Source organism: Ligilactobacillus ruminis ATCC 27782 (assembly GCF_000224985.1).
Taxonomy (GTDB): Bacteria; Bacillota; Bacilli; order Lactobacillales; family Lactobacillaceae; genus Ligilactobacillus; species Ligilactobacillus ruminis.
On the sequence record NC_015975.1, the window covers coordinates 481284 to 508205 of the forward strand.

28 protein-coding genes and 1 pseudogene are annotated in these 26922 nt (G+C 43.1%); 17 read left to right on the plus strand and 12 right to left on the minus strand.

Going from position 1 to position 26922, the window contains the following annotated elements; translation table 11 throughout:
* Positions 1-6 precede the first annotated feature (6 nt).
* The 6 genes from LRC_RS02390 (at position 7) to LRC_RS02415 (ending at position 5525) form a co-directional block, all read left to right on the plus strand.
* Positions 7-726 (plus strand): alpha/beta hydrolase, encoded by a 720-nt coding sequence (locus tag LRC_RS02390; RefSeq protein ID WP_014072997.1) that lies wholly within the window; start codon positions 7-9, stop codon positions 724-726.
* Between the two features lie 98 nt (positions 727-824).
* A complete protein-coding gene (gene metG, locus LRC_RS02395; RefSeq protein ID WP_014072998.1) occupies positions 825-2855 on the plus strand; it encodes a methionine--tRNA ligase in 2031 nt (676 codons plus the stop codon).
* Between the two features lie 111 nt (positions 2856-2966).
* Positions 2967-3737, plus strand: coding sequence for a TatD family hydrolase (locus tag LRC_RS02400; RefSeq protein ID WP_014072999.1), 771 nt, complete (start codon positions 2967-2969; stop codon positions 3735-3737).
* A 1-nt stretch (position 3738) separates the two neighbouring features.
* Complete coding sequence (rnmV, locus tag LRC_RS02405; RefSeq protein ID WP_014073000.1) at positions 3739-4290, plus strand: ribonuclease M5; 552 nt, start codon at positions 3739-3741, stop codon at positions 4288-4290.
* A 1-nt stretch (position 4291) separates the two neighbouring features.
* The gene (gene rsmA / locus LRC_RS02410; RefSeq protein ID WP_014073001.1) at positions 4292-5182 is read left to right on the plus strand and encodes a 16S rRNA (adenine(1518)-N(6)/adenine(1519)-N(6))-dimethyltransferase RsmA; all 891 of its coding nucleotides are present in this window, start codon (positions 4292-4294) and stop codon (positions 5180-5182) included.
* Positions 5183-5279: 97 nt separating this feature from the next.
* A complete protein-coding gene (locus tag LRC_RS02415) occupies positions 5280-5525 on the plus strand; it encodes a Veg family protein (RefSeq protein ID WP_014073002.1) in 246 nt (81 codons plus the stop codon).
* 201 nt (positions 5526-5726) lie between these two features.
* Here the strand turns inward: LRC_RS02415 and LRC_RS02420 are convergent, their stop codons facing one another.
* Positions 5727-6293: a TetR/AcrR family transcriptional regulator gene (locus LRC_RS02420; protein WP_014073003.1), complete on the minus strand. Its 567-nt coding sequence runs from the start codon at positions 6291-6293 to the stop codon at positions 5727-5729.
* 237 nt (positions 6294-6530) lie between these two features.
* Between LRC_RS02420 and aroE the strand changes: the two genes are divergently transcribed.
* Positions 6531-7412 (plus strand): shikimate dehydrogenase, encoded by an 882-nt coding sequence (gene aroE, locus LRC_RS02425; protein ID WP_041819847.1) that lies wholly within the window; start codon positions 6531-6533, stop codon positions 7410-7412.
* On the plus strand, positions 7409-8161 hold the full coding sequence (gene aroD, locus LRC_RS02430) for a type I 3-dehydroquinate dehydratase (RefSeq protein ID WP_014073005.1): 753 nt from the start codon (positions 7409-7411) through the stop codon (positions 8159-8161). Before aroE ends, aroD begins: the two co-directional genes overlap by 4 nt.
* A gap of 305 nt (positions 8162-8466) precedes the next feature.
* Here the strand turns inward: aroD and ispE are convergent, their stop codons facing one another.
* From ispE to LRC_RS02455, 4 genes are all read right to left on the minus strand, one after another.
* Positions 8467-9330 carry a 4-(cytidine 5'-diphospho)-2-C-methyl-D-erythritol kinase gene (ispE, locus tag LRC_RS02440; RefSeq protein ID WP_014073006.1) on the minus strand — a complete coding sequence of 288 codons (864 nt, stop codon included), beginning with the start codon at positions 9328-9330 and terminating at the stop codon, positions 8467-8469.
* 55 nt (positions 9331-9385) lie between these two features.
* Positions 9386-10522, minus strand: coding sequence for a glycerate kinase family protein (locus LRC_RS02445; RefSeq protein WP_014073007.1), 1137 nt, complete (start codon positions 10520-10522; stop codon positions 9386-9388).
* A 151-nt stretch (positions 10523-10673) separates the two neighbouring features.
* The gene (argH, locus tag LRC_RS02450; protein ID WP_014073008.1) at positions 10674-12053 is read right to left on the minus strand and encodes an argininosuccinate lyase; all 1380 of its coding nucleotides are present in this window, start codon (positions 12051-12053) and stop codon (positions 10674-10676) included.
* Positions 12053-13255, minus strand: a complete 1203-nt coding sequence (locus LRC_RS02455; RefSeq protein ID WP_014073009.1) for an argininosuccinate synthase — start codon at positions 13253-13255, stop codon at positions 12053-12055. Before LRC_RS02455 ends, argH begins: the two co-directional genes overlap by 1 nt.
* A 214-nt stretch (positions 13256-13469) precedes the next feature.
* Between LRC_RS02455 and LRC_RS02460 the strand changes: the two genes are divergently transcribed.
* From LRC_RS02460 to LRC_RS02475, 4 genes are all read left to right on the plus strand, one after another.
* Positions 13470-15095 (plus strand): alpha-glucosidase, encoded by a 1626-nt coding sequence (locus LRC_RS02460; RefSeq protein ID WP_014073010.1) that lies wholly within the window; start codon positions 13470-13472, stop codon positions 15093-15095.
* 235 nt (positions 15096-15330) lie between these two features.
* Entirely contained in the window at positions 15331-16164 is an 834-nt protein-coding gene (gene purR, locus LRC_RS02465) for a pur operon repressor (protein ID WP_014073011.1), read from the plus strand.
* 40 nt (positions 16165-16204) lie between these two features.
* Positions 16205-17614 carry a bifunctional UDP-N-acetylglucosamine diphosphorylase/glucosamine-1-phosphate N-acetyltransferase GlmU gene (gene glmU / locus LRC_RS02470; RefSeq protein ID WP_014073012.1) on the plus strand — a complete coding sequence of 470 codons (1410 nt, stop codon included), beginning with the start codon at positions 16205-16207 and terminating at the stop codon, positions 17612-17614.
* Between the two features lie 75 nt (positions 17615-17689).
* Positions 17690-18676 carry a ribose-phosphate diphosphokinase gene (locus tag LRC_RS02475; RefSeq protein ID WP_014073013.1) on the plus strand — a complete coding sequence of 329 codons (987 nt, stop codon included), beginning with the start codon at positions 17690-17692 and terminating at the stop codon, positions 18674-18676.
* A gap of 400 nt (positions 18677-19076) precedes the next feature.
* Here the strand turns inward: LRC_RS02475 and LRC_RS11795 are convergent, their stop codons facing one another.
* From LRC_RS11795 to LRC_RS02500, 6 genes and pseudogenes are all read right to left on the minus strand, one after another.
* Positions 19077-19643, minus strand: coding sequence for an IS66 family transposase (locus LRC_RS11795; RefSeq protein WP_258414498.1), 567 nt, complete (start codon positions 19641-19643; stop codon positions 19077-19079).
* Positions 19630-20241, minus strand: a complete 612-nt coding sequence (locus LRC_RS11800; RefSeq protein ID WP_258414499.1) for an IS66 family transposase — start codon at positions 20239-20241, stop codon at positions 19630-19632. Before LRC_RS11800 ends, LRC_RS11795 begins: the two co-directional genes overlap by 14 nt.
* Positions 20242-20267: 26 nt before the next feature.
* The gene (locus LRC_RS11805) at positions 20268-20579 is read right to left on the minus strand and encodes a transposase (RefSeq protein ID WP_258414501.1); all 312 of its coding nucleotides are present in this window, start codon (positions 20577-20579) and stop codon (positions 20268-20270) included.
* Positions 20580-20627: 48 nt separating this feature from the next.
* A complete protein-coding gene (gene tnpB / locus LRC_RS11515) occupies positions 20628-20843 on the minus strand; it encodes an IS66 family insertion sequence element accessory protein TnpB (RefSeq protein ID WP_167317009.1) in 216 nt (71 codons plus the stop codon).
* 37 nt (positions 20844-20880) lie between these two features.
* Positions 20881-20964, minus strand: a pseudogene (locus LRC_RS12250) (hypothetical protein); the annotation flags it as partial.
* Positions 20945-21145 carry a hypothetical protein gene (locus LRC_RS02500; protein ID WP_014073217.1) on the minus strand — a complete coding sequence of 67 codons (201 nt, stop codon included), beginning with the start codon at positions 21143-21145 and terminating at the stop codon, positions 20945-20947. The gene LRC_RS02500 and the pseudogene LRC_RS12250, both read right to left, overlap by 20 nt.
* A gap of 208 nt (positions 21146-21353) precedes the next feature.
* Here LRC_RS02500 and LRC_RS02505 point away from each other — a divergent pair, with 208 nt between their 5' ends.
* Positions 21354-22322, plus strand: coding sequence for an IS256 family transposase (locus LRC_RS02505; RefSeq protein ID WP_014073016.1), 969 nt, complete (start codon positions 21354-21356; stop codon positions 22320-22322).
* Positions 22322-22480, plus strand: coding sequence for a hypothetical protein (locus tag LRC_RS12345; protein ID WP_241531291.1), 159 nt, complete (start codon positions 22322-22324; stop codon positions 22478-22480). Before LRC_RS02505 ends, LRC_RS12345 begins: the two co-directional genes overlap by 1 nt.
* Positions 22481-23003: 523 nt before the next feature.
* On the opposite strand, the gene LRC_RS02510 is transcribed toward LRC_RS12345, so the two are convergent.
* Complete coding sequence (locus LRC_RS02510; protein WP_041819858.1) at positions 23004-23225, minus strand: hypothetical protein; 222 nt, start codon at positions 23223-23225, stop codon at positions 23004-23006.
* Between the two features lie 127 nt (positions 23226-23352).
* Between LRC_RS02510 and LRC_RS02515 the strand changes: the two genes are divergently transcribed.
* From LRC_RS02515 to LRC_RS02525, 3 genes are all read left to right on the plus strand, one after another.
* A complete protein-coding gene (locus LRC_RS02515; protein WP_014073018.1) occupies positions 23353-24021 on the plus strand; it encodes a DUF6198 family protein in 669 nt (222 codons plus the stop codon).
* Positions 24022-24126: 105 nt separating this feature from the next.
* Positions 24127-25755: an ABC-F family ATP-binding cassette domain-containing protein gene (locus LRC_RS02520; RefSeq protein WP_014073019.1), complete on the plus strand. Its 1629-nt coding sequence runs from the start codon at positions 24127-24129 to the stop codon at positions 25753-25755.
* Between the two features lie 212 nt (positions 25756-25967).
* Complete coding sequence (locus LRC_RS02525) at positions 25968-26840, plus strand: hypothetical protein (RefSeq protein WP_014073020.1); 873 nt, start codon at positions 25968-25970, stop codon at positions 26838-26840.
* Positions 26841-26922: the final 82 nt, after the last annotated feature.

The following is a 26922-nucleotide window of genomic DNA, read 5'->3' on the forward strand; positions in this document are numbered from 1 at the left end:
AATAACATGTCCGAAAAGAGCAGAAAACGTTTAACGATCGGCGGTCTGATTTTTGCAATCGTCTGTTTGATATTGCTGTCGCTGAAAAATCAAGTCTACTATCCTGAAATGCAGGCCAGAGATGCTGTAAAAAGCGCAAAGGCAAAGGAGAATTTCACGTATTTTGAAGGAAGCAAAAAGCCTCTCGTCATTTTTTATCCGGGGGCATTGGTTGAACCTGAAAGTTACGGCGTTTGGGCAAAAAAAGTTTCTGAAAACGGCTATCCGGTAGCGATTGCGCATTTTCCGCTGGATTATGCATTGCTTTCAGTCAATCGAGCGGACCAGATCGACAAAAAAGGCGGCTACGTGATTGGCGGCCATTCGCTTGGCGGGGTGTGCGCAGCCAGATATGCTGCCGAAAGGAAACACCAAAAGAATTTGAAAGGCGTTTTTTTGATGGCAAGCTATGCTGATGAAAAGGGAGATTTGTCGAAGACCGGAATTCCCGTATTGCAGATTACGGCCAGTCGTGACGGCGTCATCAGGAAGGAGCGCTTGAAGGAAAACAACCGTTTTTTGCCTGGAAATGCAGTGAAGGAAGTCATTCAAGGCGGAAATCACTCGGGATTCGGCGCATATACGACGCAAAAAGGCGACAACAAGGCTAAAATTTCAACGCAGCAGCAACAAGAAAAGGTCGCCGAAATCATGATCAAGTGGCTTGATTCGCTGGACAAAAAATAACATATAAATTCTAGCTTATTCTATGTTATACTTGTACTATCTGAAATTTTAATTAGAAAATGATATTTAAAAATTGTTTGGAAGGGACATGAATGACAATGGCTGAAAAACCGACATTCTATATTACAACACCGATTTACTATCCGTCTGGCAAGCTCCACATCGGCAACTCGTATACGACGATTGCGTGTGACGTTTTGGCGCGCTACAAGCGTCTGCAAGGATTTGACGTTTTCTTCTTGACGGGAACCGATGAGCATGGTCTGAAAATTGAAGAAAAAGCTGAAGAATTAAATATGACTCCTCAAGAATACGTCGACAGCATGGCGGAATCAATCAAGAAACTTTGGAAACAGCTTGAAATCAGCAATGATAAGTTTATTCGCACGACGGATGATTACCACGTCAAAGCAGTTGAGCAAATTTTTGAAAAACTGCTTAAAAAAGGCGATATCTATCTTGGAAAATACAAGGGCTGGTACTCCGTTTCTGATGAAGAATACTTTACCGAATCGCAACTGGCCGAAGTTTATCGTGATGAAAACGGCAAGATGATCGGCGGCAAGGCTCCTTCCGGTCACGAAGTCGAACTTGTCGAAGAAGACTGCTACTTCTTCAGGATGAGCAAATATGCCGATCGTTTGGTCGAGTATTACAATGAGCATCCTGACTTTATCATGCCGGAAACGCGCAAGAACGAAATGCTGAACAACTTTATCAATCCAGGACTTGAGGATCTTGCGCTGACGCGGACAAGTTTCAATTGGGGCATTCCGGTTCCAAGCAATCCCAAGCACGTCATCTATGTTTGGATCGATGCTTTGTGCAACTATATTACGGCACTCGGATACGGGTCCGATGATGATTCATTGTTCAACAAGTACTGGCCGGCCGACGTTCATATGGTCGGCAAGGAAATCGTTCGTTTCCATACGATCTACTGGCCGATTATTTTGATGGCGCTTGATTTGCCGTTGCCAAAACATGTTTTGGGACACGGCTGGCTGCTTATGAAAGATGGCAAGATGTCCAAGTCGAAAGGAAACGTCGTTTATCCTGAAATGATCGTGGAACGCTATGGCTTGGATGCTTTGCGCTATTATCTCATCAGAGCCGTTCCTTATGGAAACGATGGCATCTTCACGCCGGAAGATTTCGTAAATCGCATCAACTACGACTTGGCCAACGATCTTGGAAACTTGCTCAACCGGACGGTTGCGATGATCAACAAGTATCGTGGCGGCAACGTGCCTGAGCTCGTTTCCGGAGTCACTGCATTTGACAAGAGCCTTGAAGATGCCTTTGAAGAAGCACTGAAGGGTTACGAATCCGAACTCGAACAAGCACACTTTATGGTTGCTTTGGAGAAGCTTTGGAAGTTTGTCTCCAGGACGAACAAATACATCGATGAAACCGAACCATGGGCATTGGCAAAAGATGAATCAAAAGCCAATGAACTCGACAGCGTTTTGGCGCACCTTGCCGCAAGTTTGCGCGTGATTGCCATTTTACTCCAACCGGTGATGACGCATGCGCCAAAGAAGATGTTTAGACAACTCGGATTGCCTGAAGAAAATATGGATATCAAAGGATTGGATTTCTTTGCATTCCCATCCGGAATCAAGGTTGTCGAAAAAGGAACGCCGATTTTCCCTCGTCTTGACGTTGAAGAAGAAATCGAATATATCAAGTCGAAGATGTCCAAAAACGAAAAGGCCAAGGGTCGCAAGGCAATGGCTGAAAAAGCTGCCAAGACGTTCGATCCGGAAACAACGACTCTGAATTTGACGAAAAAGGAAATTCGTTTTGACAAATTTGACAAAGTCGAACTCAAAGTTGCCGAAATCAAAGATGTCTCAAAAGTCGAAGGATCTGACAAACTGCTTAAATTCCGCCTGGATGCAGGCGATGACGGCGATCGCCAGATTCTTTCCGGAATTGCCAAGTGGTATCCGAATCCGGAAGAACTCATCGGCAAAAAGGTCGTTGCCGTAACCAACCTTCAGCCACGCATGATGATGGGACAGGTCAGCCAGGGGATGCTTTTGTCGGGCGAATATGATGAAGGCAAGACAGTCAAACTGATCACCGTGTCTGATGAAATTCCGGCCGGATCGCTCGTTGGCTAAAATCTTAAATAATCAAAAGACCGGGATTGTCCGGTCTTTTTTGTTAAACTTCATTAACTGAGCGATTTAAGATATAATTAAGTGATAAGATTTTACAGAAAGGATAGGCAAATGAACATATTTGATTCGCATACGCATATTAATTCAAAAGAATTTGCAAATGATTTGCCGGATGTCGTTTGGCGTGCAAGAGCACTTGACGTGAACATGATGCTGGTATTGGCATATGATCAGGAAAGTGCTGACAAGTTAATGGAACTGTTGGAAAAATTTCCTGAAGTCTATGGCGCAATTGGCTGTCATCCGGAAAATGCGCAGCTTTACGATCATGATTATGAGCTTGCAATGAAGCAATATCTGAGTCATCCTAAAATGGTTGCCGTCGGAGAAATCGGGCTTGATTACCATTGCGACACGCCAAAGAAAGCCCAGTTTGAAGCCTTGAATCGCCAAATTGAATTGGCTCAGACTCTGCATTTGCCGATATCGATCCACAATCGCGATTCGATCGAAGACTGTTATGAAATTTTAAAGAAAACCGATGCGGCCAAAAACGGCGGAATCATGCACAGTTTTAACGGTAATGCGGCTTGGGCAGAGAAATTTCTTGATTTGGGCTTTATGCTTTCTTATAGCGGAGTATGCACTTTTGGGAACGCATCAGAAGTCAGAGAAGCAATCAAACGCACTCCGCTTGACAGAATGCTGGTTGAAACCGATGCGCCGTATCTGACTCCGATGCCGTTTCGCGGGAGGATGAATGAGCCCTTGATGACGCGTTATACGCTTGAGTTCATTGCCAAAGAGTTGAGAATTTCGGCAGAAGATCTGGCCGAAAAAACTTATGAGAATACGAAGAGGGTCTTGAGAATCAATGGATAAAATGAAAATCAGAGAAGTTATCGTCGTTGAAGGAAAGGACGATACGAAAAGAATCAATATGGCGGTAAACGCGGACACGCTTGAAACAAGAGGATCCGCAATCAGCGACGAAACGCTGGAGCAAATTGAAGAATTGCAGGAAAAACGCGGCGTAATCGTGTTTACCGATCCGGATTTTTCAGGCGAAAAAATCAGAAAAATTATTCAAGAAGCAGTTCCGGGAGTGAAACACGCGTTTTTAAACAGGCGCGACGCAGTGCCCGACCATAAAGGAAGCCTTGGGGTCGAACACGCCTCTCCGGAAGCGATTCGAGAAGCATTGCGCAATCTTTATACCGAAGAACCTGATGCTGAAGAGACGATTACAAGATCGGATCTGTTTTCGGCAGGTTTGATCGACGGGTCAGGAGCCAAAGAGCGCAGAAGACAATTATGCGAATATCTGAGAATCGGGTACGTAAACGGAAAGCAGCTGCAAAAACGACTGAACCTTTTTCAGATTACCCAGGAAGAATTTGAAGAAGCATTGAAACATCTTGAAGAGGAGAAGTGAAATGAGCAACGAATTACCTGAAATAGCTTCGAAAGCAAGGACGCGCGCCATTATGGAAACATATGGCCTGACCTTTAAAAAGAGTCTCGGGCAAAACTTTTTGACCGACTTGAATATTTTAAAAAAGATTGTCGCTGCGGCAGAGGTCGGAGAAGAAGACGACGTGATCGAAATCGGCCCTGGAATCGGGGCATTGACGGAACAGCTTGCCAAAAGCGCACATCAAGTGATGGCTTTGGAAATTGATTCGCGACTGATACCCGTTCTTTCTGAAACGCTTTCGCCTTACGATAACGTTAAGATCGTGGAGCAGGACGTTTTAAAAGCCGATTTGAAAGAACTTATCGCCCAAAATTTTGACGGCAGGCACAAAATCAAGCTGGTTGCCAATTTACCGTATTATATAACGACGCCGATCGTCATGCATCTGCTTGAGGTTGACGTTGATTTCGAAACGATCGTCGTCATGATGCAAAAAGAAGTTGCTGATCGTTTGGCAGCCCAACCGGGGACAAAGGACTATGGTTCCCTTTCTGTCGCCGTTCAGTATGAAATGGATGCCAAAATTGCATTTATCGTGCCGAAAACAGTGTTCATGCCGCAGCCAAAAGTCGACTCGGCAATCATCGCTTTAAATCGTAAAGATGAAAAGCCGAATGTTCCGGTTGATGAACCGTTTTTTAAAAAGATGGTCAAGGGAATTTTTCTTCATCGAAGAAAGAGTCTGTGGAACAATCTGCAAGGGTTGTATGGCAAAGATCCTTCGACAAAGGAAAAAATTGAACATGCTCTTAAAAATGCAGAGATAGAAAAGTCTGTACGGGCTGAACGCCTGAGCATTTCGCAGATGGTGCGCCTTGCTGACAATTTGTTTGCAGAAAAACTAAATTAAAATTAGAAATAGTTTATTGAAGTCGTTTTAGTGATGTGGTATAATATTGTTTTTGCTGTGAAACTATGTTATAATTGTTTCACGGGAGGGTGAAGTCATGCCAAATAGATTAGCTGATATTAAGAATAAACTTGATAGTTGTATTGGTGCCAGTTTGACGATTACGTCTCATATCGGACGTAAGAAGGTGAACAGGTGCCACGGTGTCCTAAAAGAAACGTTTCCGGCAATATTCATCGTCGAACTTGACGACGACGGGAAAAATTCGGTTGAACGCGTATCCTACAGTTATACGGATGTTTTAACCAACAACATTAAACTTGATTTTGCCTCCGAAATCTAAGGCTAATCGATAATGATGAAAATAAGCGCTGCGACTGTTTAAAGCGCAGCGTCTTTTTATACGCAAGAATGAGCTGGGGAAGAACTATGCTTCAAATTGAAAAACCGGATCAGATTTGCAATCAATCGCAAATCTGATCCGGTTTTTTATATGCATGACAATCGCCTTCCATGATGGGAATAGCCGAAACCTTGTTTTTGTTTATTCAGAAATTCCGTTCATGATGATTTCGACGACTTCCCTTAAAGCATCAGGGTAAGAGATGTGATTGGCTTTTAAAACGTCGCGCTCAAAAAAATGTTCAAGCGTTGATTCATATATCGTTTTGAAAACGGGAATTGAAAAATCACGCAAGACATGTTCTCTTTGTCCTTTTTCAAGAAGTTCGATCGTTGTTTCCCAGTTTGATTCCAAGCGTTTGGAAAGATGTTCGTAAACTCTTGGATATTTGTCTTTCAGCATATACAGCTGCCTGAAATCAACATGTCGGTACTGACTTGGCAACACCTGCAGCGTTTCGATGATTCTCTCCCTGAGTTCAATCGTTTCGTCGGTAATGATTTTTGATTTGGCATCGGTAATGCTGTCAAAAATGTGATCAACCGCATGGTGGAAAAGATCTTCTTTATCAGTAAAATAAACGTACAATGTCTTTTTGCTCATTTTAAGAGCTGATGCAAGTTCATCCATCGTAAATTTTGGACCCTTTTCTTGGAAAAGTTCTATTGCAACCTGCATGATCCTGTCTTTGTTTTTTTGTTCGTCCATAAAAATTCTCCCCAAAACCTTATTATACATGTATTGTAACATATTTATGCATATTTTTGCATTAATCTTGCAGCTATCATGAACGTTTTTCGATGAAAAGCACGTTTTCCTTCGATTTGACTAATCGTTCTAATGGTGGTTTAATTTAATTACTATTGATTATTAAACTCAACATATAAAATTCTGAAAAGATGACATGGAAATTGAAGCTTTTTAAAATACTTCGGGGGTGTTTGGATGTCACGTATGATCGATGCAAATACAGTGCTTTTGGGACTTTTGGCAAGCCCTTGCCGCCATTCAATCTCACCGGCGATGCACAACGCTGCATTTGACAAGCTCGGGATCAATTATGCGTATTTGAGTTTTGACGTTGATACTGACACGATTAAAGGCGCAGTTGATGCAATCAGGGTGCTCAAGATGCGCGGGGCAAACGTTTCGATGCCAAATAAAAGAGCGGTCGTTCAGTACATGGACAAACTGTCACCGGCTGCCGAAATCATCCAGGCGGTCAATACGATTGTCAACGATGACGGCATTTTGACCGGACATAATACGGACGGAATCGGTTTCGTTCAGTCTCTGATTGATGAAGGAATCGAAGTTAAAGGAAAAAAGCTCGTTCTGGCCGGCGCCGGCGGAGCAGGAACGGCGATTGCAACGCAGGCCGCATTGGATGGATTTTATGAAATTGCATTCTTCAATCGCAAAAACGCCCGGTTTGAAAATGCTGAAAAATTGGCCGAAAAAATCAATCAGGAAACCGATTGCAAAGTAACGATGCATGACCTGAACGATAAGGAGGATTTCAGGAAATCTTTGGAAACTGCGGACGTTTATTGCGATGCGACAAGCGTCGGGATGGTTCCGCTGGAAGAAATGAGTCTTATTGAGGATCCTGCATGGTTTCACGAAGACATGGCGGTATGTGATATCGTGTACGCACCGAGGACTACCAAACTGATGAAGGTTGCGAAAAAAGCGAACGTCAGGCACGTGATTAACGGCTTGGGGATGGTTTTGAATCAGGGGGCGGCTGCGTTTGAATTGTGGTGCAATCAAAAGATGCCGATTGAATATGTGAAAAAGCAGGTTTTTGATGAGGTGAAAATGTGAAAACGGTTAGGTTGAGAAACGTCGAACTAGGTGACGGAAATTCTAAAATCATCGTGCCGATTACCGGTGCGACCGAAGAAAAAATTATCGCTCAAGCCAAGGAGCTTAATCAGGGAATTTGTGATTTGGCAGAGTGGCGAGTCGACTTGTTTGAAAAGCATCACGCCGTTTCCGAGATTGTAAAAGTTGCCAGGAAACTTAGGGACGTGCTAGGGGACATGCCGTTTATTTTTACGATCAGAACAAAAGAAGACGGTGGCAAATTTGAAGGAACAAACGAAGAATATGCGGAAACGGTCAGCAGGTTTCTTTTGGAAGGGGAATGCGACGCGTGCGATATTGAGCTGGCAAAAGGAAAGCCTTTGGTTCAAAGCCTGCTTGAGGCTGCAAAAAGTCACGGCGTTAAAACGATCGTCAGCAGTCACAGCTTTGACAAGACTCCGACTGTCGACAAGATGATCTCGATTTTAGGCGAGATGCAAAGCTGCGGTGCTGATATTGCCAAACTTGCCGTGATGCCGAAGTCGATTCAGGATGTTTTGAACCTGATGCTTGCTTCTGCCAAATCTTTTGAGAATCTGAACATTCCTCTTATTACGATGTCGATGGGAAAATTAGGGTCATTCAGTCGCGTTGCGGGACTTCTGACCGGTTCTTGCGCAACTTTTGGCAGCTACGGTCAAGAATCTGCGCCTGGTCAATACGATTGTCGAGATTTGAAAAAAATCATGAAGATGCTGTATGAATAAAACGGGGCTTTGAAAAAAAGTCACGTTTCTCTTTGGAAGTGGGTGCCGAACAATGCGGTCGATTTGCGACTGGTTTTGTCCGGCATTTTTTCAATTTTGAGACATGGAAACCTGTTTTTTCAAACGCAGTGCCGTGTATCATCCGTTCAAACTGTGCGTCAAGACGGGTTTGTTGGCAAAAGCCATTCTTTGAGAGCCGTCCTTAAATTCCAGTTTCCGGTTACGAAAAAACCAGGATGAAATTTGCAATTGAGTGCAAACTATCCTGGTTTTAGTTTGAGGCACATTTTTTCTGGCTTCTTTTGTTATTCTTTAAGAGAAAATGGTCTGACGATATAAACTTCATTGCAAAAACCGCGAAGACCGTTATAGACGCGGACAGCTCGCTGGTATTTGCGGCAAACGCCAAAAACTGTCGGCCCAGATCCGCTCATCTGTGCTGCATCGCAACCGAAATTCAGCATTTTTTGCTTGATTTTCCAAATATCGGGGTGTCTTTCAGCCGTAATCGGTTCAAGCGCATTGCCCATTTTCTTGGTCATCTCCGTATAGTCTCGTTTGGAAATTGCGTCTAAAACGCCATCAACGTTTTGATGGACGATTTTTGAATAGTCGATTTTCTTCAAAATGGACGGCGTTGAGACGCTGTCGTGCGGTTTGGCAATTACTAAACACATTGGTTCAAGATCACCGATCGGGGTAATGATTTCTCCTTTGCCGGTAACAAGCGCGGGCTCGCTATAGATGCAAAAAGGAACGTCAGAATCAATCTCGAGCCCGATTTTAGCCAATTGACTCTTTTCAAGGCTAAGGTTCCACAGTTTGTTCAAACCGCGCAAAACGGCGGCCGCATCGGATGATCCGCCGCCCATTCCGGCAGAAACGGGAATGTTTTTATCAATCGTGATTTCGACGCCTTCATTTTTGTGGAAAAGCTGCTGCAGTTTTTTGGCAGCTTGAAAGGCCAGGTTGCGTTCATCACAAGGCAAAAACCCGGTATCTGTTCTGACGGTGATGTCTTTTGAATCCGTTTTGGTCTTGATGTGAACGTAGTCGGCAAGGTCAACGGCAATCATGACCATTTTCCACTCGGGATTTCCGTCCGGGTGACGAAATGGGGTATCTAGGCTGAAATTTAATTTAGCCGGTGCTTTTTCCGAGATCTCCATCCGATTTCACCTTTCCTAGTAAAGAATTGATAGTTTAATTATACAGGATTTTGGCCTAAATTGAAAATTTAGTTCGCTTGATCAGCCTTAAGACGTTTTCTGCCGTTCTTGTCAAATTCAGTTCGCCGTTTTTCATTGCTTCTTCAAGCGATTGAGGACCAGAAACGATCGGAAACAAAGCATCGAAGCCCTTTTCGTAAAGCACGTCAACGTTTTTTCCCAAATGTCCGCACAAGCCGACGATAGTACAGTTTGGCGAGTTTTTTTTGACGCATTCAGTAACGGCCATCGGCGTTTTTCCGAATGCTGTTTGAAAATCGATGCTTCCTTCTCCGGTGATTGCCAAATCGCAATCAGATGATTTTTCGTTCAGACCGACCGCATCAATTACCAGATCAGCGCCTGGATTTGGCACTGCATTTAAAAAGGCCATCATGGCAAAGCCCAATCCGCCGGCAGCCCCGGCTCCAAAAGTGTTTTTTAATTCGGGAGCAACGATGTCTGCATAGTGAGCAAGTGCGCTATCAAGGAGCTTGACTTCTGTCTCATTGGCGCCTTTTTGCGGACCGAAGACGATGCTTGCGCCGTTTTTTCCGGTCAATGGACATGAAACGTCGCATGCAATCGAAAACGTTGCTTTGTCAAGCAAAGGCGACATCTGCGTTTGGTCGATTCGAACGAGTTTTTCAAGCGCAATTCCGCCAACAGGCAATTCCTGATTGTTTTCGTCCAAAAAACGGACGCCAAGCGCTTGCGCCATTCCGGCACCGCCATCGTTAGTGGCAGAACCTCCCAGACCGATGATGAATTTTTCTGCACCTCGCTGCAGCGCATCTAAAATAAGTTCTCCAGTTCCGTAGGTCGTCGCATGCAGCGGATCAGCCGTGTCATGATTGACGAATTGAATACCGCTTGCTGCAGACATTTCGATTACGGCGAGCCGTTTTTGTTCGATCAGGCCATAAAAGGCAGTCACAGGCTTATTTAAAGGACCGGTGACTTTTTTTGTGATGATTTTTCCGTTTAAAGCATCGACCAGAGCCTGAACAGTGCCTTCACCGCCGTCTGCCATCGGGACTTTGACGATTTGCGCATCGGCGTCGATGTTTTTAAGTCCTTTTTCGATTGCCTCGCAAGCTTCTTTTGCCGTCATGCATCCTTTGAATGAATCGGGGGCAATTAAAATTTTCAATGGATCACTTCCTTACTTATATTATAGCTGATGGCTGGTCTGCAAGCTAATGTCGTTTGTGAATAATTATCGGTGATTGTCGCATTCTTCTTTAAGCTTGTCAAAAAAAGAGCCGACATTGCCGACTCTTTGATGGTTATGGAAGAATTAACTAATTCAGGCTTTTTTTGGCTTGCTTGATCTGATGCCGAACCTGCTCAAAACCTGTCGACCCGTATGATTTTCTGCGTTCGATGGCTGCTTTTGACTGAAGGTCGTAATAAACGTCTTCACCGATTTCGGGATCGATTTTCTGATATTCTTCAAGCGGAATGTCTTGAAGGCAAGCATGTGATTTGATTCCTTGAAGGACAAGGCTTCCTACGATGGCGTGGGCCTGGCGGAACGGAATGCCTTTTCCGGCCAGATAATCGGCAAGCTCGGTTGCGTTTGAAAAATCGTCTTCGGTTGCCTTTTGCATTTTTTCCTTGTTGACGGTCAAGGTTTCAATCATTCCCGTCATGATTTTGATGCTTGGAATGATCGTTTTGACTGCATCGAAGATTCCTTCCTTGTCTTCTTGCATATCCTTGTTATATGCAAGTGGGAGGCCCTTCATGACCGTCAGCAGACCCATCAGATTTCCGAAAACACGTCCTGATTTGCCGCGAATGAGCTCGGCCATGTCAGGATTCTTTTTTTGCGGCATGATTGAACTTCCGGTTGAGTATTCATCCGACATTTCAATATATGAAAATTCGTATGAACACCAGTAGATGAGCTCTTCACAAAGTCGCGACAGGTGAACCATCAAAATGGATGCATTGCTTAGAAATTCAAGCGCAAAATCGCGGTCGGACACAGCATCGAGCGAATTTGCATAAACGTCTGCAAAGCCAAGCTCCTTAGCCGTGAAGAAGCGGTCGATGGGCCAGGTCGTTCCGGCCAAAGCACATGATCCCAAAGGCGAAACGTCGGTATGCTTTTGATTGAATTCGAAACGTTCGACATCACGTTTGAACATTTCAAAATATGCGAGCAGGTAGTGCGCATAAGAAATAGGTTGTGCATGCTGCATGTGAGTGTAGCCCGGCATAATCGTCTCGACGTTTGCTTCAGCCTTTTCAACGAGTGCCTTTTGTAATTTTTTGAGTTCTGAAATAACCGCAGTCGTTCTTTTTTTGACATAAAGGTGGAAGTCGGTGGCAACTTGATCGTTGCGACTTCTTGCCGTGTGCAGTTTGCCGGCAACAGGGCCGATTTTTTTCGTCAACAAGGATTCGATGTTCATATGAATGTCTTCGTTTTGGTCGGAGAATTCGAGCTTTCCTGCTGACAGATTATCCTTCAATGAAAGAAGTCCGTTTTCAATTTCAGTTGCTTCTTGTTCGGTCAAGATTCCTGTTTCATTAAGCATTTTGACGTGAGCAAGCGAACCCTCGATGTCTTCGTTTGCCATCAGCTTATCAAACGAAATCGATGCCCCGAAATGGTCGATCCAGGCAGCGGCACTTTCTTCAAAGCGTCCGCCCCAAAGTTTTTTCGTACTCATTATTCCTCACCCTTTTGATGAACTTGGGCATAAACTTGTGTCGGCAGGCCGTAAAGCTTTATGAATCCAGCGGCTGCTTCCTGGTCGAATTCGTCTGCGGAAGTGTATGTTGCGAGTTTTTCGTCGTAAAGCGAGTTGGCGGACTTTCTGCCTTCACAAATGACGTTGCCTTTGAAAAGCTTGACGCGCACAGTGCCGTTAACGTCTTTTTGGCTTTCTTTGATGAAGGCAAGCAAGGAATTCATTAAAGGCGAGAACCAAAGACCGTTATAGATGACGTCTGCCAGCTTGTCTTCGATGTAGATCTTGAAGTGTGCCAAAGATTTTTCGAGCGTGATGTCTTCGATGTCTTTATGTGCAGCCATTAAAACAGTAGCAGCCGGACATTCGTAGACTTCGCGTGATTTGATGCCAACGAGACGGTTTTCAACGTGGTCGATTCGACCGATTCCGTGTTTGCCGGCCAGCTTGTCGAGTTTTTGGATCAAAACGTCCAATTGCAGCGCTTCATCATTGAGTTTGACCGGAACGCCGTTTTCAAACGTCAGCGTAATGACGTCTGCTTCGTTTGGCGTATCTTCCAAGGCATTTGTTCTTGCGTAAGCATCTTCAGGCGCGCTGTTCCATGGATTTTCAAGAATGCCGCATTCGTTTGCGCGTCCCCAAAGGTTTTCGTCGATCGAGTACGGGCTTTTTTTCGTAATCGGAACCGGAATGCCGTTTTCTTTGGCATAGTCGATTTCTTCTTCTCTTGACCAATGAACCTCTCTGATTGGATCTTCAATCTTCATTTCAGGAGCTAAAGCGTGAATGCCGACTTCAAAACGAACCTGATCGTTGCCTTTGCCGGTGCATCCGTGAGCAATCGTAGTTGCACCGTATTTTTTGGCAACTTCGACCAGGTGCTTGACGATGAGCGGACGTGAAAGAGCGGAAACGAGCGGATACTTGTTTTCATAATATGCGTGACCTTGGAGCGCCGGTAGACAATATTCTTCGGCGAATTCTTTTTTGGCGTCGATGACGATTGATTCGACGGCACCAACGGCAAGCCCTTTTTGTTTGACTTCCTCAAGGTCTTTTCCTTCCCCGACATCGATGCAACAAGCGATAACGTCATAACCTTTATTTTTGAGCCATGCGATTTCGACTGAAGTATCCAAACCGCCAGAATATGCTAAAACAACTTTTTCTTTTTCCATAACCATAAGCCTCCGTTAAATTAATGCCTTTATAATAACGCTAATATTCAAAAAAAGCAACATAAAATAATTAATTATTCACTTTTTATTAAAAATATCCAAAAAAAGTGAATAAAACCCAGAGGGCTTCCAGGATCAGAAAACGGTTGCACAAAAATCAGTATGCGCTTACAATGTAATAGTTGAAATATTTTTTTGAGAGAAGGGTTTGACAATGGAAAGAAAATGGTGGCAAAAAGTAACCGTATATCAAATTTATCCTCGCAGCTTTCAGGATTCAAATAATGACGGAATCGGAGATCTGAAAGGAATCATTTCGCGTTTGGACTATCTCGAAAAGCTGGGAATCGGTGCAATCTGGCTTTCACCGGTCTACAGCTCGCCAAACGATGACAACGGCTATGATATTTCTGATTATAGGAATATTATGAAAGAGTTCGGAACGATGAGCGACATGGAAGAATTGATCGATGAAGCAAACAAGCGCGGCATCCGAATCGTGATGGACCTTGTCGTTAATCATACTTCCGATGAACATTCATGGTTCATCGAAGCTAAAAAATCAAAGGACTCCAAATACCGTGACTATTATATTTGGAGAGATCCGATTGACGGAAGCGAGCCTAATTCGCTTAAATCGTGCTTTGGCGGTTCAGCGTGGCAATATGATGAACAAAGCGGCCAGTATTATCTGCATTTTTTCAGTCCAAAACAGCCTGATTTGAACTGGGAAAATCCTGAAGTAAGAGAAGAAGTCTATGACATGATGAACTTTTGGATCGATAAGGGGATCGGCGGATTCCGCATGGACGTCATTGAAATGATCGGCAAACAGCCTGACAAGATGATTTCAAGCAACGGACCGAAACTTCATGAATACATCAAAGAAATGAATCAAAAAACGTTTGGCAATCATGATTTGTTGACCGTTGGCGAAACATGGGGGGCAACTCCTGACATCGCCAAGCTTTATTCAGATCCTGAACGTAATGAATTAAGCATGATTTTCCAATTTGAAGCAACGACTTTGGATCAGATTGACGGAAAGCCGAAGTGGTTTACGAAACCTTTGGACGTCTTAGGACTTAAGCATGTTTTGTCCAAGTGGCAGACGTGTCTGGAAGATAGAGGATGGAACAGTCTTTTTTGGAACAACCATGATTTGCCAAGAGCAGTTTCCCAATATGGAGATGACGGGATTTATCGCATAGAAAGCGCCAAAATGCTGGCAATCGTCCTACATTTGCTGAAGGGAACGCCGTACGTTTATCAAGGCGAAGAGCTTGGGATGACGAACTGCAAGGTTGAAGACATTTCGGAAGTCGATGACATTGAGAGCCGAAACATGTATTTTGAAGAAATTGAAAAGGGCACTCCAAAAGAAGAATTGATCAACCGCATTAATAGAAAAGGAAGGGACAATGCCAGAACTCCGATGCAATGGGACGGAACTGAAAATGCCGGATTTACCAAAGGAACGCCGTGGCTTCACGTCAACGCCAACTATCACACGATCAATGCCAAAGCGTGCCTGGAAGATGAGAATTCAATTTTTTATACCTATAAGAAACTGATTGATTATCGAAAGAAAAACGACATCGTGGTTTATGGTGATTATGAGATGGTCGATGATGTCCCGGACGACGTGTTTGTTTATCTGAGAAAATACAGAGGGCAAATGCTTCTTGTCTGTGCAAACTTCACGAACGAATTCAGAAGAATCAATTTAGATAAATTTGGACGACAAACTTCATTTATTTCTAATTATGATGAAGGCGTAATCGACCTTAGTTCCAAGGTTTTAAAGCCATACGAGGCGTTTGCAATCGAAGTGAAATAAAAATGTTGACGAACACTTCTTCCAGTGATATTCTATAATAGTTTGCGGAATTGCCGAACGTTAATTAATACTAGAACTATGTGTTTGACATAAACGTTGAACAAAGGTTTTTATTGGATAAAAAACGAACTTTCGCAATAATTTGAAGTGCAAAAACTAGGAAAACACAATCAATTGCATTATAATTAGTGTTATGGATTGTGCGTAAATAAATCTTAGCAATGGAGGAGATTGTTTGAAAACTAGAAGAAGTGATCGTTTAATCGACATGACTCGCTACCTTTTGGAGCGTCCGCATACCTTGATTTCCCTGACGTTCTTTTCCGAACGATATGAATCGGCAAAATCATCAATCAGTGAAGACTTGGCAATCATTAAACGTACTTTTAAGTTCAGAGGAATCGGAATCCTTGAAACGATTCCCGGAGCAGCTGGAGGAGCGCGATTTATCCCGTCTATTTCGGAAGAAGAGACACGGGCGTTTATCGGTGACATGACAAAGGAAATGTCCGAAAAAGACCGCTTGCTTCCAGGAGGATACGTATATCTTTCCGATTTGTTGGGGCGTCCTGACGTCTTGCGCAAAGTCGGTCGCGTAATCGCGCGCCAATACATCGACAAGCAAATCGATGCTGTCATGACGGTTGCGACAAAAGGCGTTCCGATTGCGCAGAGCGTGTCCAGTTATTTGAACGTGCCATTTGTTATCGTTCGACGTGATTCAAAAATTACTGAAGGCGCAACCGTTTCGGTCAATTATGTATCCGGTTCAAGCGAGCGGATCGAAAAGATGGAACTTTCAAAGCGCAGTTTGAAACGCGGCTCGCACGTGCTTGTCGTCGATGACTTCATGAAGGGTGGCGGAACCGTTAACGGCATGAAGTCCATGATTGAAGAATTTGAATCTGAGCTTGTGGGGATCACTGTATTTGCCGAAGGATCATTTGAAGGACACCGCATGGTTGATGACTATACTTCGCTTTTGAAAGTTGACAAAGTCAATACTTTGGACAAGACGATTCACGTCAGTCCTGGTAACTATCTCGAACGAGTTTTTGGAAAATTATAATTCATCAGGATAGGCATTCAAAAAGTTAAGAGGTAAAACAATGACAGCAAAATACGCAATTATTTTAGCAGCAGGACAAGGAACGCGAATGAAGTCCAAGTTGTACAAGGTCTTGCATCCCGTTTGCGGCAGACCGATGGTAGATCATGTTCTGACGCAGATCGAAAAAAACGAGATGGACAAAATCGTAACGATTATTGGTCACGGGGCAGACAAGGTCAAGGAGACTTTGGGAAATCGAACCGAGTATGCTTTGCAATCCGAACAGCTCGGAACGGGACATGCCGTTTTACAGGCTGAAAGCATTTTGGGTGATCTTGACGGAATGACGCTGATTGCCTGCGGGGATACGCCGCTGTTTACGGCTAAGACGTTTTCTGAACTGTTCGAATATCATAAATCAAAGGGAGCCGTTGCGACTGTTTTGACGGCGCAGGCTGAGAATCCGTTTGGATATGGTCGAATCATTCGAAACGAGATCGGAATCGTTGAAAAAATCGTCGAACAAAAAGATGCCACAAAAGAAGAAGCGGCAGTCAAAGAAATCAATACCGGAGTTTATGTCTTCGACAACCGCGAATTATTCCATGCGCTTCATCAGATTAAAAACGACAATGCTCAAGGCGAGTATTATTTGACGGACGTCATGGAGATTTTCAAGAACGAAAACAAGATCGTTGCCGCATATCGCATGAGAAACTTTGAAGAATCAATGGGCGTCAATGACAGGGTCGCTTTGTCCAAAGCGACGAAAGTGATGCGTCAAAGAATCAACGAGGGGCATATGAAAAACGGCGTGACGATTATCGATCCGGATAATACGTATATTGACTGCGACGTGCAAATCGGATCAGATACCGTAATTGAACCAGGTGTTTATCTTAAAGGAAGGACGATCGTGGGAAACGATTGTTTTATCGGGGCAAATTCAGAAATCGTGAACAGCATTTTGGATGATGAAGTAACCGTTACGTCATCTCTGATCGAAGAAGCACATATGCAAAAGGAAAGCAACATTGGTCCTTACAGCCATTTGCGTCCTTTGGCCGATATCGGAGAAGGAGTTCACATCGGCAATTTCGTTGAAGTCAAGAAGGCAAAAATTGGCAAGAACACCAAGGTCGGACACTTGACCTATGTGGGGGATGCTACGCTCGGAAAAGAAATCAACGTCGGCTGCGGAACCGTCTTCATCAACTATGACGGCATCAACAAGCATCATACGAACGTTGGCGACTACTCGTTTATCGGTAGCGGCTCAAACATTATTGCACCGGTTGAAGTCGGCGATCATTCCTATATTGCCGCAGGTTCAACGATTACGAACGATGTCGAACCACATGACATGGCAATCGCAAGGGGTCGTCAGGTAAACAAGAAAGGATATTATGACCGGTATCCTGTTGCCAAAGCGGCTGCGGAAACTGAAAAAAACGAGAAAAAACAGTAAAAAGCGTGACATTGGCTTGATTTTATCTCGGATAATGAATAAGATAATTTATAGATAATTATTTTGGAGGATACTATGTCTGAACAATATACAGGTTCAAAGCTTAAAATTTTTGCTTTGAATTCAAACAAACCATTGGCTGAAAAAATTGCTGAATCAGTTGGCGTTCCGTTGGGGAAGACGTCCGTTGACCGTTTTAGCGATGGAGAAATTCGTATCAACATTGAAGAATCAATTCGTGGTGACGAAATTTTCATTATCCAATCAACATCGGCTCCGGTAAATGACAACTTGATGGAACTTTTGATCATGATTGACGCTTTGCGTCGTGCCAGTGCGGCAACGATCAACGTTGTTATTCCTTACTATGGTTATGCGCGCCAAGACCGCAAGGCTCGTAGCCGTGAACCGATTACGGCCAAGCTTGTTGCCGATATGATCGAAAAAGCCGGTGCAGATCGCGCAATCATGCTTGATCTGCATGCGGCACAGATTCAAGGATTCTTTGATATTCCGGTTGACCACTTGATGGGTGCTCCGCTTTTGGCCGATTACTTCTTGACGAATGGTTTGGATAAGGATGCAGTCGTCGTATCGCCTGACCATGGCGGTGTGACGCGCGCCCGTAAGCTGGCTGAATTCTTGAAGTCGCCAATCGCAATCATCGATAAGCGACGTCCTCGTGCAAACGTTGCTGAAATCATGAACATTATCGGTTCCGTTGATGGCAAGCGATGCGTTTTGATTGATGATATGATTGATACGGCCGGCACAATCACGCTGGCTGCTCAGGCTTTGACGGATGCAGGAGCAATCGAAGTTTATGCTTGCGCAACGCACCCTGTTCTTTCCGGTCCTGCGATTGAAAGAATCGAAAAATCACCAATCAAGCAATTAGTTGTTACTGATTCGATTCAGCTTCCGGAAGAAAAGCAAATCGACAAGCTCGTTCAAGTATCCGTTGGTCCGCTTATCGGGGATGCTATCAAGCGTATCCATGAAAACAAGCCGGTCAGCCCATTGTTCACGAATCGTTTCCGTAGAGACCAACATCAATTTTGAAATCGAGAAGAGGCTGACAAAAAATATGCCTCAAACTAAAGCCAGAGACTTGCAATTATTGCAAATCTTTGGTTTTTTTATGTATACGGGAACCAAAGATCTATGATGACAAAATAACCCAAAGGAATCGGAGACTGAATTTTGGTTATGCCCGTATAATGGTGTAAATTGATAAAAAAAGAGAGCCAAGTGCTCGTCTCCCAGGTATAATTAAATCACCTAACAAAATAATACTAGGAGGACAGTAAGCGGTCGTTAAAACAGCGGTGTGTACACAAATAGCCCGAGATAGTATCATTATCTCAGGTTATTGCGTATGCATCGTTTTTATTTTCTTATTTATGAGGTAAGATCGATGTTCCATGGGAGAAGCCTTCGGAACCTTTCAGGATCAAATACCTCAATGTTGGTAATCTCCTTTTAATACTTTTCTCAAGTATTTTTCAGGATCCAACTGATTAAGTTTGGCCGTATATATCAGCGACAGCGCAACGGCATTAGCCCTTGCGCCTTCAAAAGTTGACGAAAACAGCCAGTTTTTTCTCCCCATCACGCTCTCTTTGACAGCGCGCTCTGCGCTGTTGTTGGACAATTCAAAATATCCTTTTTCAAAGATGTTCAGAATATGCTTTTCTTGGCCCAAGGCGTAGTTTTTGGCTCTTCCCAATGCTGACTTGGCAGATGCGGTAACTGAAGCTATCTTGGAAAATACCCGCTTGACTACAGGAAGGAGTTTTCTTCTTCGATAGTTCAAGCGTTCGTCATCATTGAATTTGGTTGAGAGTTTTCTTTCCAATTCAAAGACTTCATCGATGTCTTTGACTATTTCTCCGCTAAAAGATTTTGAGGCTTTGTAGCTGCTGTTTTTCAAAGAATCGACAAAATAGCGACGAACATGAGCCAGGCACCCCAGGTGTCTGGTCCTGTCGAGAAAATTATATCCGGCATAGCCGTCAGTTTGGGACATAACCATTAAAATCGCTCAACAATTTCTTGGCAGTATCGGATGATCTTCCGTCACTGTGAGTAAATGCGGCAATATTTTTTTCTTCAAATTTTCCACTTGTGACAACCCAATAATAAGTGTTTGCTTTTTCTGAAGCCAAAGTATTATAAGGTGTTTCATCCACATGAAGAAATCGCTGCCTTTTCAGCTCTTTCAATAAAAGATCATACAGCGGCGAAAGCTGATTGTTGAAGACGTCGATCATCCATTTTGACATTTGTTGACGAGTCAACGGCAATCCCCTAAGCTTCCACATTGCCTCCTGGCGATAGCAAGGAACTTTGTATACGTACTTCATCGCGGCAATATGCGCAATGATCGAAGGAGATCCTGTCTTACTGTGACTGATGAGCGAACGGGGCATCGGAGCTTTTGAAATCTTCGAATGATCATCCGAAGAACATTCAGGGCACTTGTATACTGCCTGATGATGTTCGATAAGCCTGAGTTTTGCCGGTACGAACTTCACCTCTTCACGAATCTTAGGATTCGCGACCTGAACGAGACGGGCACAACACTTAGGGCAGGAACATTTTTCATCAGGCATCACATGATTCACAATTTCGACCGGAATTTTTGGAAGTATCAATCTTCCGGTTTTTTTTTGCGAATCTTTTTGGTATACGATTTTACCGAAGCCTCTTTGGAATCTTCAGTCTTTTCGCTTTGTTCTTCTTCCAGATCAAACAGGTCTAATTGTCTGTCATCTTCTTGAAGACGGCGCGTTTTTTCAGTTTTTTTTCCAAAAAGTTTGCTTGTCAGAAAAGCAATTCGTTCATTCAGTTCAGCGACTTGTTGTTCCAGCTCTTTGATACGCTTATCTTTTTCGTCCATCTCGGTCACCTCCGTTCCGTATGCATGAATTGAATTATACATGAAAACTCCTGCCAAATCCATATAAAAATGTAAGGCAGGAGTATCAATATTTAACAAAGCAGCCCTTTTTCACAAGGAAGAATGGTTTTCTTTTCCTCTACGGAAAATCCGGCCAAGAGTCTGCGCAAATTGATGCGCGTTTATCTTTTTGACCTCGCTCTGATTTCTCGGCCACTGAAAGCGTCCGTTTTCGATGCGCTTGTAATACAGCACGAATCCTGTTTTGTCCCAGTAAAGAGCCTTGAAACGATCGGAACGTGTACCGCAAAAGCAGAAAAATCGCATTATCATAGGCGTCCAAACTGAACGCCTCGGTAACAAGAGCAGCCAATCCGTCTATCCCTTTGCGAAGATCGGTCTTACCGCAAATGAGATAGATTTTCATATTATTTATATTTGGAAACATTTTGATCACGATACCAAAGATAGTTGTTCAAATTTTTGAGAATCTCTCTCGAAGCTCCGTTGTAGATTCGGATTTCAACATCTTCCGTAATAATTTTCGCAGCCATTTCCCTGACCGGTCGATATGTTTCTTTAGGGCTTAGGTCAACAAGGTTGACTTCCACGACGTCATCCAATTTCATATTTAAACCTCCGATATACTTGATGTTTAAAGCATACCAAGACATCAGAGGTTTATGAAGAACGCTTATTTAACGACCGCTTACGGAGGACAAACAAATGGCTCAATTAAATATTACCTTAAATCAAGAGGAAATTCTACAACTTCTTTCAAAGGATCACGATCAGGCATTTCGCTAACTGCTGCGTAAAAGTCTCAATAGTATTCTGATGGCGGAATCCACTGCTCAACTCAAGGCTGAGCCTTACGAACGGTCAGAAGAACGCACGGACAGCCGCAACGGCACTCGAGAACGCGAGCTCAAGACACGGATAGGCAAAATCACCTTAACCGTGCCGAGACATCGCAATGTTCCCTTTAAGACTCTTGTTTTCGAGAACTATTCCCGAAGCGAAGCTGCCTTGATCGCCAGTATGGCGGAGATGGTCGTCAGCGGAGTAGCGACGCGTAAAGTGTCGAATATCATGGAAACTTTGTGCGGAACGACATTTTCTAAGTCCTCAGTTTCAGAAGTATGCAAGGATCTGATTGAAAAGGTCAATGAGTTCAAGGACAGACCCTTGACCGGAGACTACCCGTTTCTAATAGTGGATGCAACCTACTTCAAGGTCAGGGAAAAACACAGAATTGTTTCCAAAGCGTTTATGATCGCTTACGGTACAAATCAGGAAGGACACCGTGAAATACTCGGATTTGAAGTATATGACAACGAATCCAAAGAAACTTGGAATTCCTTTCTCCAAAAACTGAAAAAACGTGGTCTCCAAGGGCTTTTGATGATCACTTCTGATGCTCATGAAGGTATTCAGGATGCCGTCAGTAAGGTATTTCCTGAGGTTCCATGGCAAAGGTGCCAGTTTCATTTTGCCAGGAACATTTCGGGAAAATCACCAAAAAAATATCAGGCAGGCATCAGAGCCGAACTTCAGGAAATGTGGAACTGCGAAACTATAGAAGATGCACGTAAAAAACGTGATGAAATCATCGCTGATTACAGAGATGTTGCTGAATCTGCCATGTCATGCCTCGATGAAGGCTTTGAAAGTGCCATGACCGTCATGGCGCTTCCTAAGAATTTGCGGAGATATTTCAGAACATCAAACCATATAGAACGACTGAACAAAGAGCTTAACAACGTTCTTCCGTCATCGGAATCTTCCCAAACGAGAACTCGCTGATGCGGCTGATGGGTTCCGTTCTGTTGGAAAGAAACGATGTCGTTAGCTCCAAGAAAGCCATATTCAGTCCGGCAACCTACGCAAAAATGATCAAGTCTAAGACGGTTGCTGAACTAAAAGAATTGGCAGAGGAACAACAAAAACTAAGAGCTGCGTAAGGTGTATCACTCTTTCCGAAGCTGTCAAGGGAACCTCTTTGAGGTGCGCAGATGGCGCACCCTTGACAGCTCCTTCAAGAGTGATAAAGGACAAACAGGGATGCATTCGCATCCCNTGCACAACTGGTGCCTGGGAAAAAATATTTTACACACAAATTAGGACTTGACTTGAATTTTACGAGCATAACCCGATGCGCAGCACTGCATTTGGAAAAATAACTGCTGTTTACGGACACATTGGGAAAAGTGGAGCGTTGTCTGTAAATCTGGATGAGATTTTGGCTGAATTGGTTGATCAGTGCCGTTTTTTTGGAAAAAGATAGTTTTTAGATGCTAAAATCAAAAAATACCTTACAAATTCAATCGAAAATCGACCGCCTTCGTTCGGTATTTCATTTAATTTAAGTAAGAAACGGGAAATTTTTCCCGGCCTCTTTTTTAGTTTAGGATTGATGATTCACGGACTGGATCTTATGAAGAAATGGCCAAGACCAACGAATTAAGATGACTGACGTTTTCCTGGCTAAATTTTTTTGATAATCGAAAACTTCTTTGCTTCAGCCGTTTCCTGAGCAATCGCGGCATCTTCATCGAAAATGAAATATGGGTGACCATCTTTTTCCTGGACGATGAGAACCGGCTTTTCTGCCTTATGTCGATAAATTTGTGCTGAAACGTATGCTTTATTAAAATCGAAATCGCTGGCGATTGAATCGCCAGGGTTGAAAAATATGTTTTCGCTCATAGAAATCACCCTTTCATATTATTGCCTGCAATTTTATTTTACCACGATGCTGAAGAATTTTCTGAGAATGCGGCTTGAATTTTGTGATATAATTGACCGCGTATCAAAATGGGAAGAAGGTTTTTTTGTGCAGGCCACACAAAACAAAGAGCTGTCGAATGTCAGGCTTTTGATTTATTTTATTGTTTCTTTGATGTTCAACTGTTTGGGCAATGCCTTGACCGTATCACTGAATTTGGGAAGTGCGCTATGGACGGCTGCAGCGGTCAACATCTCTGACGTGACGCCTATTTCGCTCAGCATGATGTTGTTCATCTTTGGCGTCTTGATCATTATTACGAACGTGATTTTATTAAATAAGATTGACGTGAAACGAATCATCGGTAACTTCATTTTTATGGTTCCTTTTTCGACATTGGTTGGGGCATTTTCTCCGCTTTTGATCAACGTCGGCATTACGAGTTTGCCGATTTTTTTACGCATAGTGCTTGATTGCATGGGGGTCGTGTTCATTTCAGTTGCAATCTCGATCTATCAAAGAATCAATTGGATGCTGCATCCTGCGGACGACTTGATGCAGATCGTGCGTTTTAAATTTTTTAAAGGAAATTCTTCATTGGCTCAGTTGGTTGTCTTCATGCCGCCGATCATTGCAATCAGCGTTTCGTATGCATTGACGCATCAGATTTATGCAATCAACATCGGAACCGTTTTTGCGCTGCTGTTTCAGGGAGGACTTGTCGGTGTCTTTGACAAAATCGTCTTTCCGGACCTTAAACACCGTAATTTGGAATAATGACGAAGCTCTTGCTGAATGCGGGGGCTTTTTTGCTGCAGCGAGTTTACAAAGAAGCGATGTCATGGTAAATTAGGAAGAAATAAAAAAAAGCGAGGAACTAAATTGATTACTGTAACAGATGTTAGTTTGAACTTCTCCGGACGTCTATTGTACGATGAAGTAAATTTGAAATTCACGCCCGGAAACTGCTATGGAATTATCGGAGCAAACGGTGCGGGCAAATCAACATTTTTGAAACTTCTTTCGGGTCAGCTTGAGCCGACGACGGGAACGATTTCGATTGGAACGAATGAGAGAATTTCAAGTCTTAACCAAAATCACTTTGCTTTTGAAGATTTTACCGTCATGTCAACCGTTATTCAAGGACATACGAAGCTTTACGAAATCATGCAGGAAAAGGAGGCTTTGTATGCCAAAGCTGATTTTACCGAAGAAGACGGCGTCAGAGCAGGCGAGCTTGAAGCACAGTTTGCCGAAATGGACGGGTGGAATGCGGAAGCCGACGCATCGGCTTTGCTGCAATCGCTTGGTATTTCTGAGGACTTGCATGAAAAGAAAATGAGCGAACTTGATGAAGCGCTTAAAGTCAAGGTTTTGCTGGCCCAGGCATTGTTCGGAAACCCGGACATTCTTTTGCTTGACGAACCGACAAACGGTCTTGACGTTGCAACGATCAGCTGGCTTGAAGATTTTTTGGCCGATTATGACAAGATCGTGATTGTTGTTTCTCATGACCGTCACTTCTTGAACCAAGTCTGCACGCAGATGTGCGACGTTGATTTCGGCAAAATCAAAATGTATGTCGGAAACTATGACTTCTGGCTTCAGTCAAGTCGCCTGGCAGCTCAAATGCGTGCTGATGCCAATGCCAAAAAAGAAGAAAAAATCAAAGAGCTGAATGATTTCATCGCACGCTTTTCAGCAAACGCATCAAAGTCCAAGCAAGCAACTTCTCGCAAGAAGCAGCTGGAAAAAATAACCTTGGATGATATCAAACCTTCTTCTCGCAAATATCCGTTTGTCAAATTTGAATCTCAACGCGATCTGGGCAATGACTTATTGAGAGTGGAGAACGTTTCAAAGACGATTGACGGCGTAAAAATTTTGGATAACATCAATTTTACGATTCGACCGGGAGAAAAAGCCGCAATTTTGTCTAGAAGCGATTTGGCACAGACGACCATGATGCAGATTTTGGCAGGAACGCTCAAACCAGATACCGGGACGGTCAAGTATGGTCAGACCGTGATTACGAGTTCGCTTCCTCGTGATCTGGATGCAAATTTCAATAACGAAGAGTTGTCGATTTTGGATTGGCTCAGACAATATGCCACCAAAGAACAAAACGATAATACTTTTTTACGCGGATTTTTGGGTAAGATGCTCTTTTCAGGAGATGATATTCAAAAACAGATCAAAGTTTTGTCTGGGGGCGAAAAAGTGCGTTGCATGCTGTCCAAGATGATGCTTGAACAAGGAAATACTTTGCTTTTGGATGATCCGACGAATCACCTGGATCTTGAATCGATTACTTCGTTAAATGATGCTTTGGTATCGTTTAATGGTTCAGTTATTTTTACGTCGCACGACCACGAGTTTATTTCAACGATTGCCGATCACTTGGTTGAAATTTCTGACAATGGATCGATTGATCGTGCCGAGACAACGTATGACGAATTTTTGGCTCATGAAATCGTTCGGCAGCAAGTGGCAAAATTATATGAGAAGTAGAGAAAACAAATAAAATCATTTTAGACATATACTGTTCACAGAAATTTCATGTTAAAAATATAAAATGGAACTTAATTATGATTTAAAGTTTCTTTATTCTTTAATGAGGTGTTTCTTTGAGTCAGCAATATGTAGGGAATTGATTAATGGATAATAAGAAATGCCTGGTGTCCGTAGCTTAACATGTTTTTAGGATTTAGGGGGGAGCAGGCGTGACGCTTATAAATGGTAAGATGCTGCTACGGGATTTCATGTGCGGTTTTGTAGTCATATTTGCCATGGTTGTTTGCTTTGTTTCGATTTCTTTTGAAGGAACTGTTTTAAATGAGTCGTATTTGTTAAAACAAAATGAGCAATCGAAATATGTTCAGAAATATAAGAGAATTTATGATGAAGTTCTCATATATTGTGCACAAAGCGTTGACTTTTCAAGTGAACAGGCACGGGAAATGTCTTTGACCAATACCCAGATGAGCGAGCTTTTGGTTGGGACCACAAAGGGTTTTTGCAGAGGGAACAGCAATCTGGTCGACGTTGAGCTTTTTTCAAAGATGTCTGAAGACAATTTGAGAAAAGCAATCAAAAACAGGCGCATCAAGGCTACTCAGCGGCAATTGTATAATTTTCACGCAAATTATAAAGAGAATGCTGCCAGATATTTTAGAATAAAATTGGCAAATTCCGGTATTTTTGATGCGCAGAAGCTGTTTATTTCTGCTAAAAGAAAGATGAAGTACATGCCTTTGATTTCGATGTTTGTCATCGTAGCGATGATGTTCGTATATTATTTTTTTAATGACAATGACTGCAAAAAGGTTATGCGCTGGTTCGGCAAATTGTTGTTCATTGCCAGTCTGTGTACGGTTTTGATTGCTTTGTTGGTGTCTTTGTCCAATGAATCAGTTTTAAGCGATAATTCAGTCGTCGAGTTTGATTCGTTGTTTATGAATTATGTTTCAACGATCCAAAATTTGTTTTGGATCATCGGATTATGTTCTTTCGGAATCGGTTCATTTATGATTTTCATTAGCTCTGATGGTTTTTTGAAACTGTTGGATGCTGTCAAGTATAATTCTGCTTACTGAAATTTTTGATTGAAAGGTCGGGGTGTCCCGGCCTTTTTTATAAAATGCAGTGTCGAGCAACAGATGCTCAATCAATGCGTCA

Coding starts and splice junctions, on each gene's coding strand:
- argH (WP_014073008.1), bottom strand. CDS start 12,053: ATGAGTACGAAAAAACTTTGGGGCGGACGCTTTGAAGAAAGTGCCGCT.
- LRC_RS02400 (WP_014072999.1), top strand. CDS start 2,967: ATGAACATATTTGATTCGCATACGCATATTAATTCAAAAGAATTTGCA.
- tnpB (WP_167317009.1), bottom strand. CDS start 20,843: ATGCGATTTTTCTGCTTTTGCGGTACACGTTCCGATCGTTTCAAGGCT.
- LRC_RS02455 (WP_014073009.1), bottom strand. CDS start 13,255: ATGGAAAAAGAAAAAGTTGTTTTAGCATATTCTGGCGGTTTGGATACT.
- LRC_RS02420 (WP_014073003.1), bottom strand. CDS start 6,293: ATGGACGAACAAAAAAACAAAGACAGGATCATGCAGGTTGCAATAGAA.
- rsmA (WP_014073001.1), top strand. CDS start 4,292: ATGAGCAACGAATTACCTGAAATAGCTTCGAAAGCAAGGACGCGCGCC.
- LRC_RS02475 (WP_014073013.1), top strand. CDS start 17,690: ATGTCTGAACAATATACAGGTTCAAAGCTTAAAATTTTTGCTTTGAAT.
- LRC_RS02510 (WP_041819858.1), bottom strand. CDS start 23,225: ATGAGCGAAAACATATTTTTCAACCCTGGCGATTCAATCGCCAGCGAT.
- metG (WP_014072998.1), top strand. CDS start 825: ATGGCTGAAAAACCGACATTCTATATTACAACACCGATTTACTATCCG.
- rnmV (WP_014073000.1), top strand. CDS start 3,739: ATGAAAATCAGAGAAGTTATCGTCGTTGAAGGAAAGGACGATACGAAA.
- LRC_RS12345 (WP_241531291.1), top strand. CDS start 22,322: ATGCGGCTGATGGGTTCCGTTCTGTTGGAAAGAAACGATGTCGTTAGC.
- LRC_RS02500 (WP_014073217.1), bottom strand. CDS start 21,145: ATGAAATTGGATGACGTCGTGGAAGTCAACCTTGTTGACCTAAGCCCT.
- LRC_RS02390 (WP_014072997.1), top strand. CDS start 7: ATGTCCGAAAAGAGCAGAAAACGTTTAACGATCGGCGGTCTGATTTTT.
- aroE (WP_041819847.1), top strand. CDS start 6,531: ATGTCACGTATGATCGATGCAAATACAGTGCTTTTGGGACTTTTGGCA.
- LRC_RS02505 (WP_014073016.1), top strand. CDS start 21,354: ATGGCGGAATCCACTGCTCAACTCAAGGCTGAGCCTTACGAACGGTCA.
- glmU (WP_014073012.1), top strand. CDS start 16,205: ATGACAGCAAAATACGCAATTATTTTAGCAGCAGGACAAGGAACGCGA.
- LRC_RS02460 (WP_014073010.1), top strand. CDS start 13,470: ATGGAAAGAAAATGGTGGCAAAAAGTAACCGTATATCAAATTTATCCT.
- LRC_RS11805 (WP_258414501.1), bottom strand. CDS start 20,579: ATGGATTTGGCAGGAGTTTTCATGTATAATTCAATTCATGCATACGGA.
- LRC_RS02415 (WP_014073002.1), top strand. CDS start 5,280: ATGCCAAATAGATTAGCTGATATTAAGAATAAACTTGATAGTTGTATT.
- LRC_RS11795 (WP_258414498.1), bottom strand. CDS start 19,643: ATGTCCCAAACTGACGGCTATGCCGGATATAATTTTCTCGACAGGACC.
- ispE (WP_014073006.1), bottom strand. CDS start 9,330: ATGGAGATCTCGGAAAAAGCACCGGCTAAATTAAATTTCAGCCTAGAT.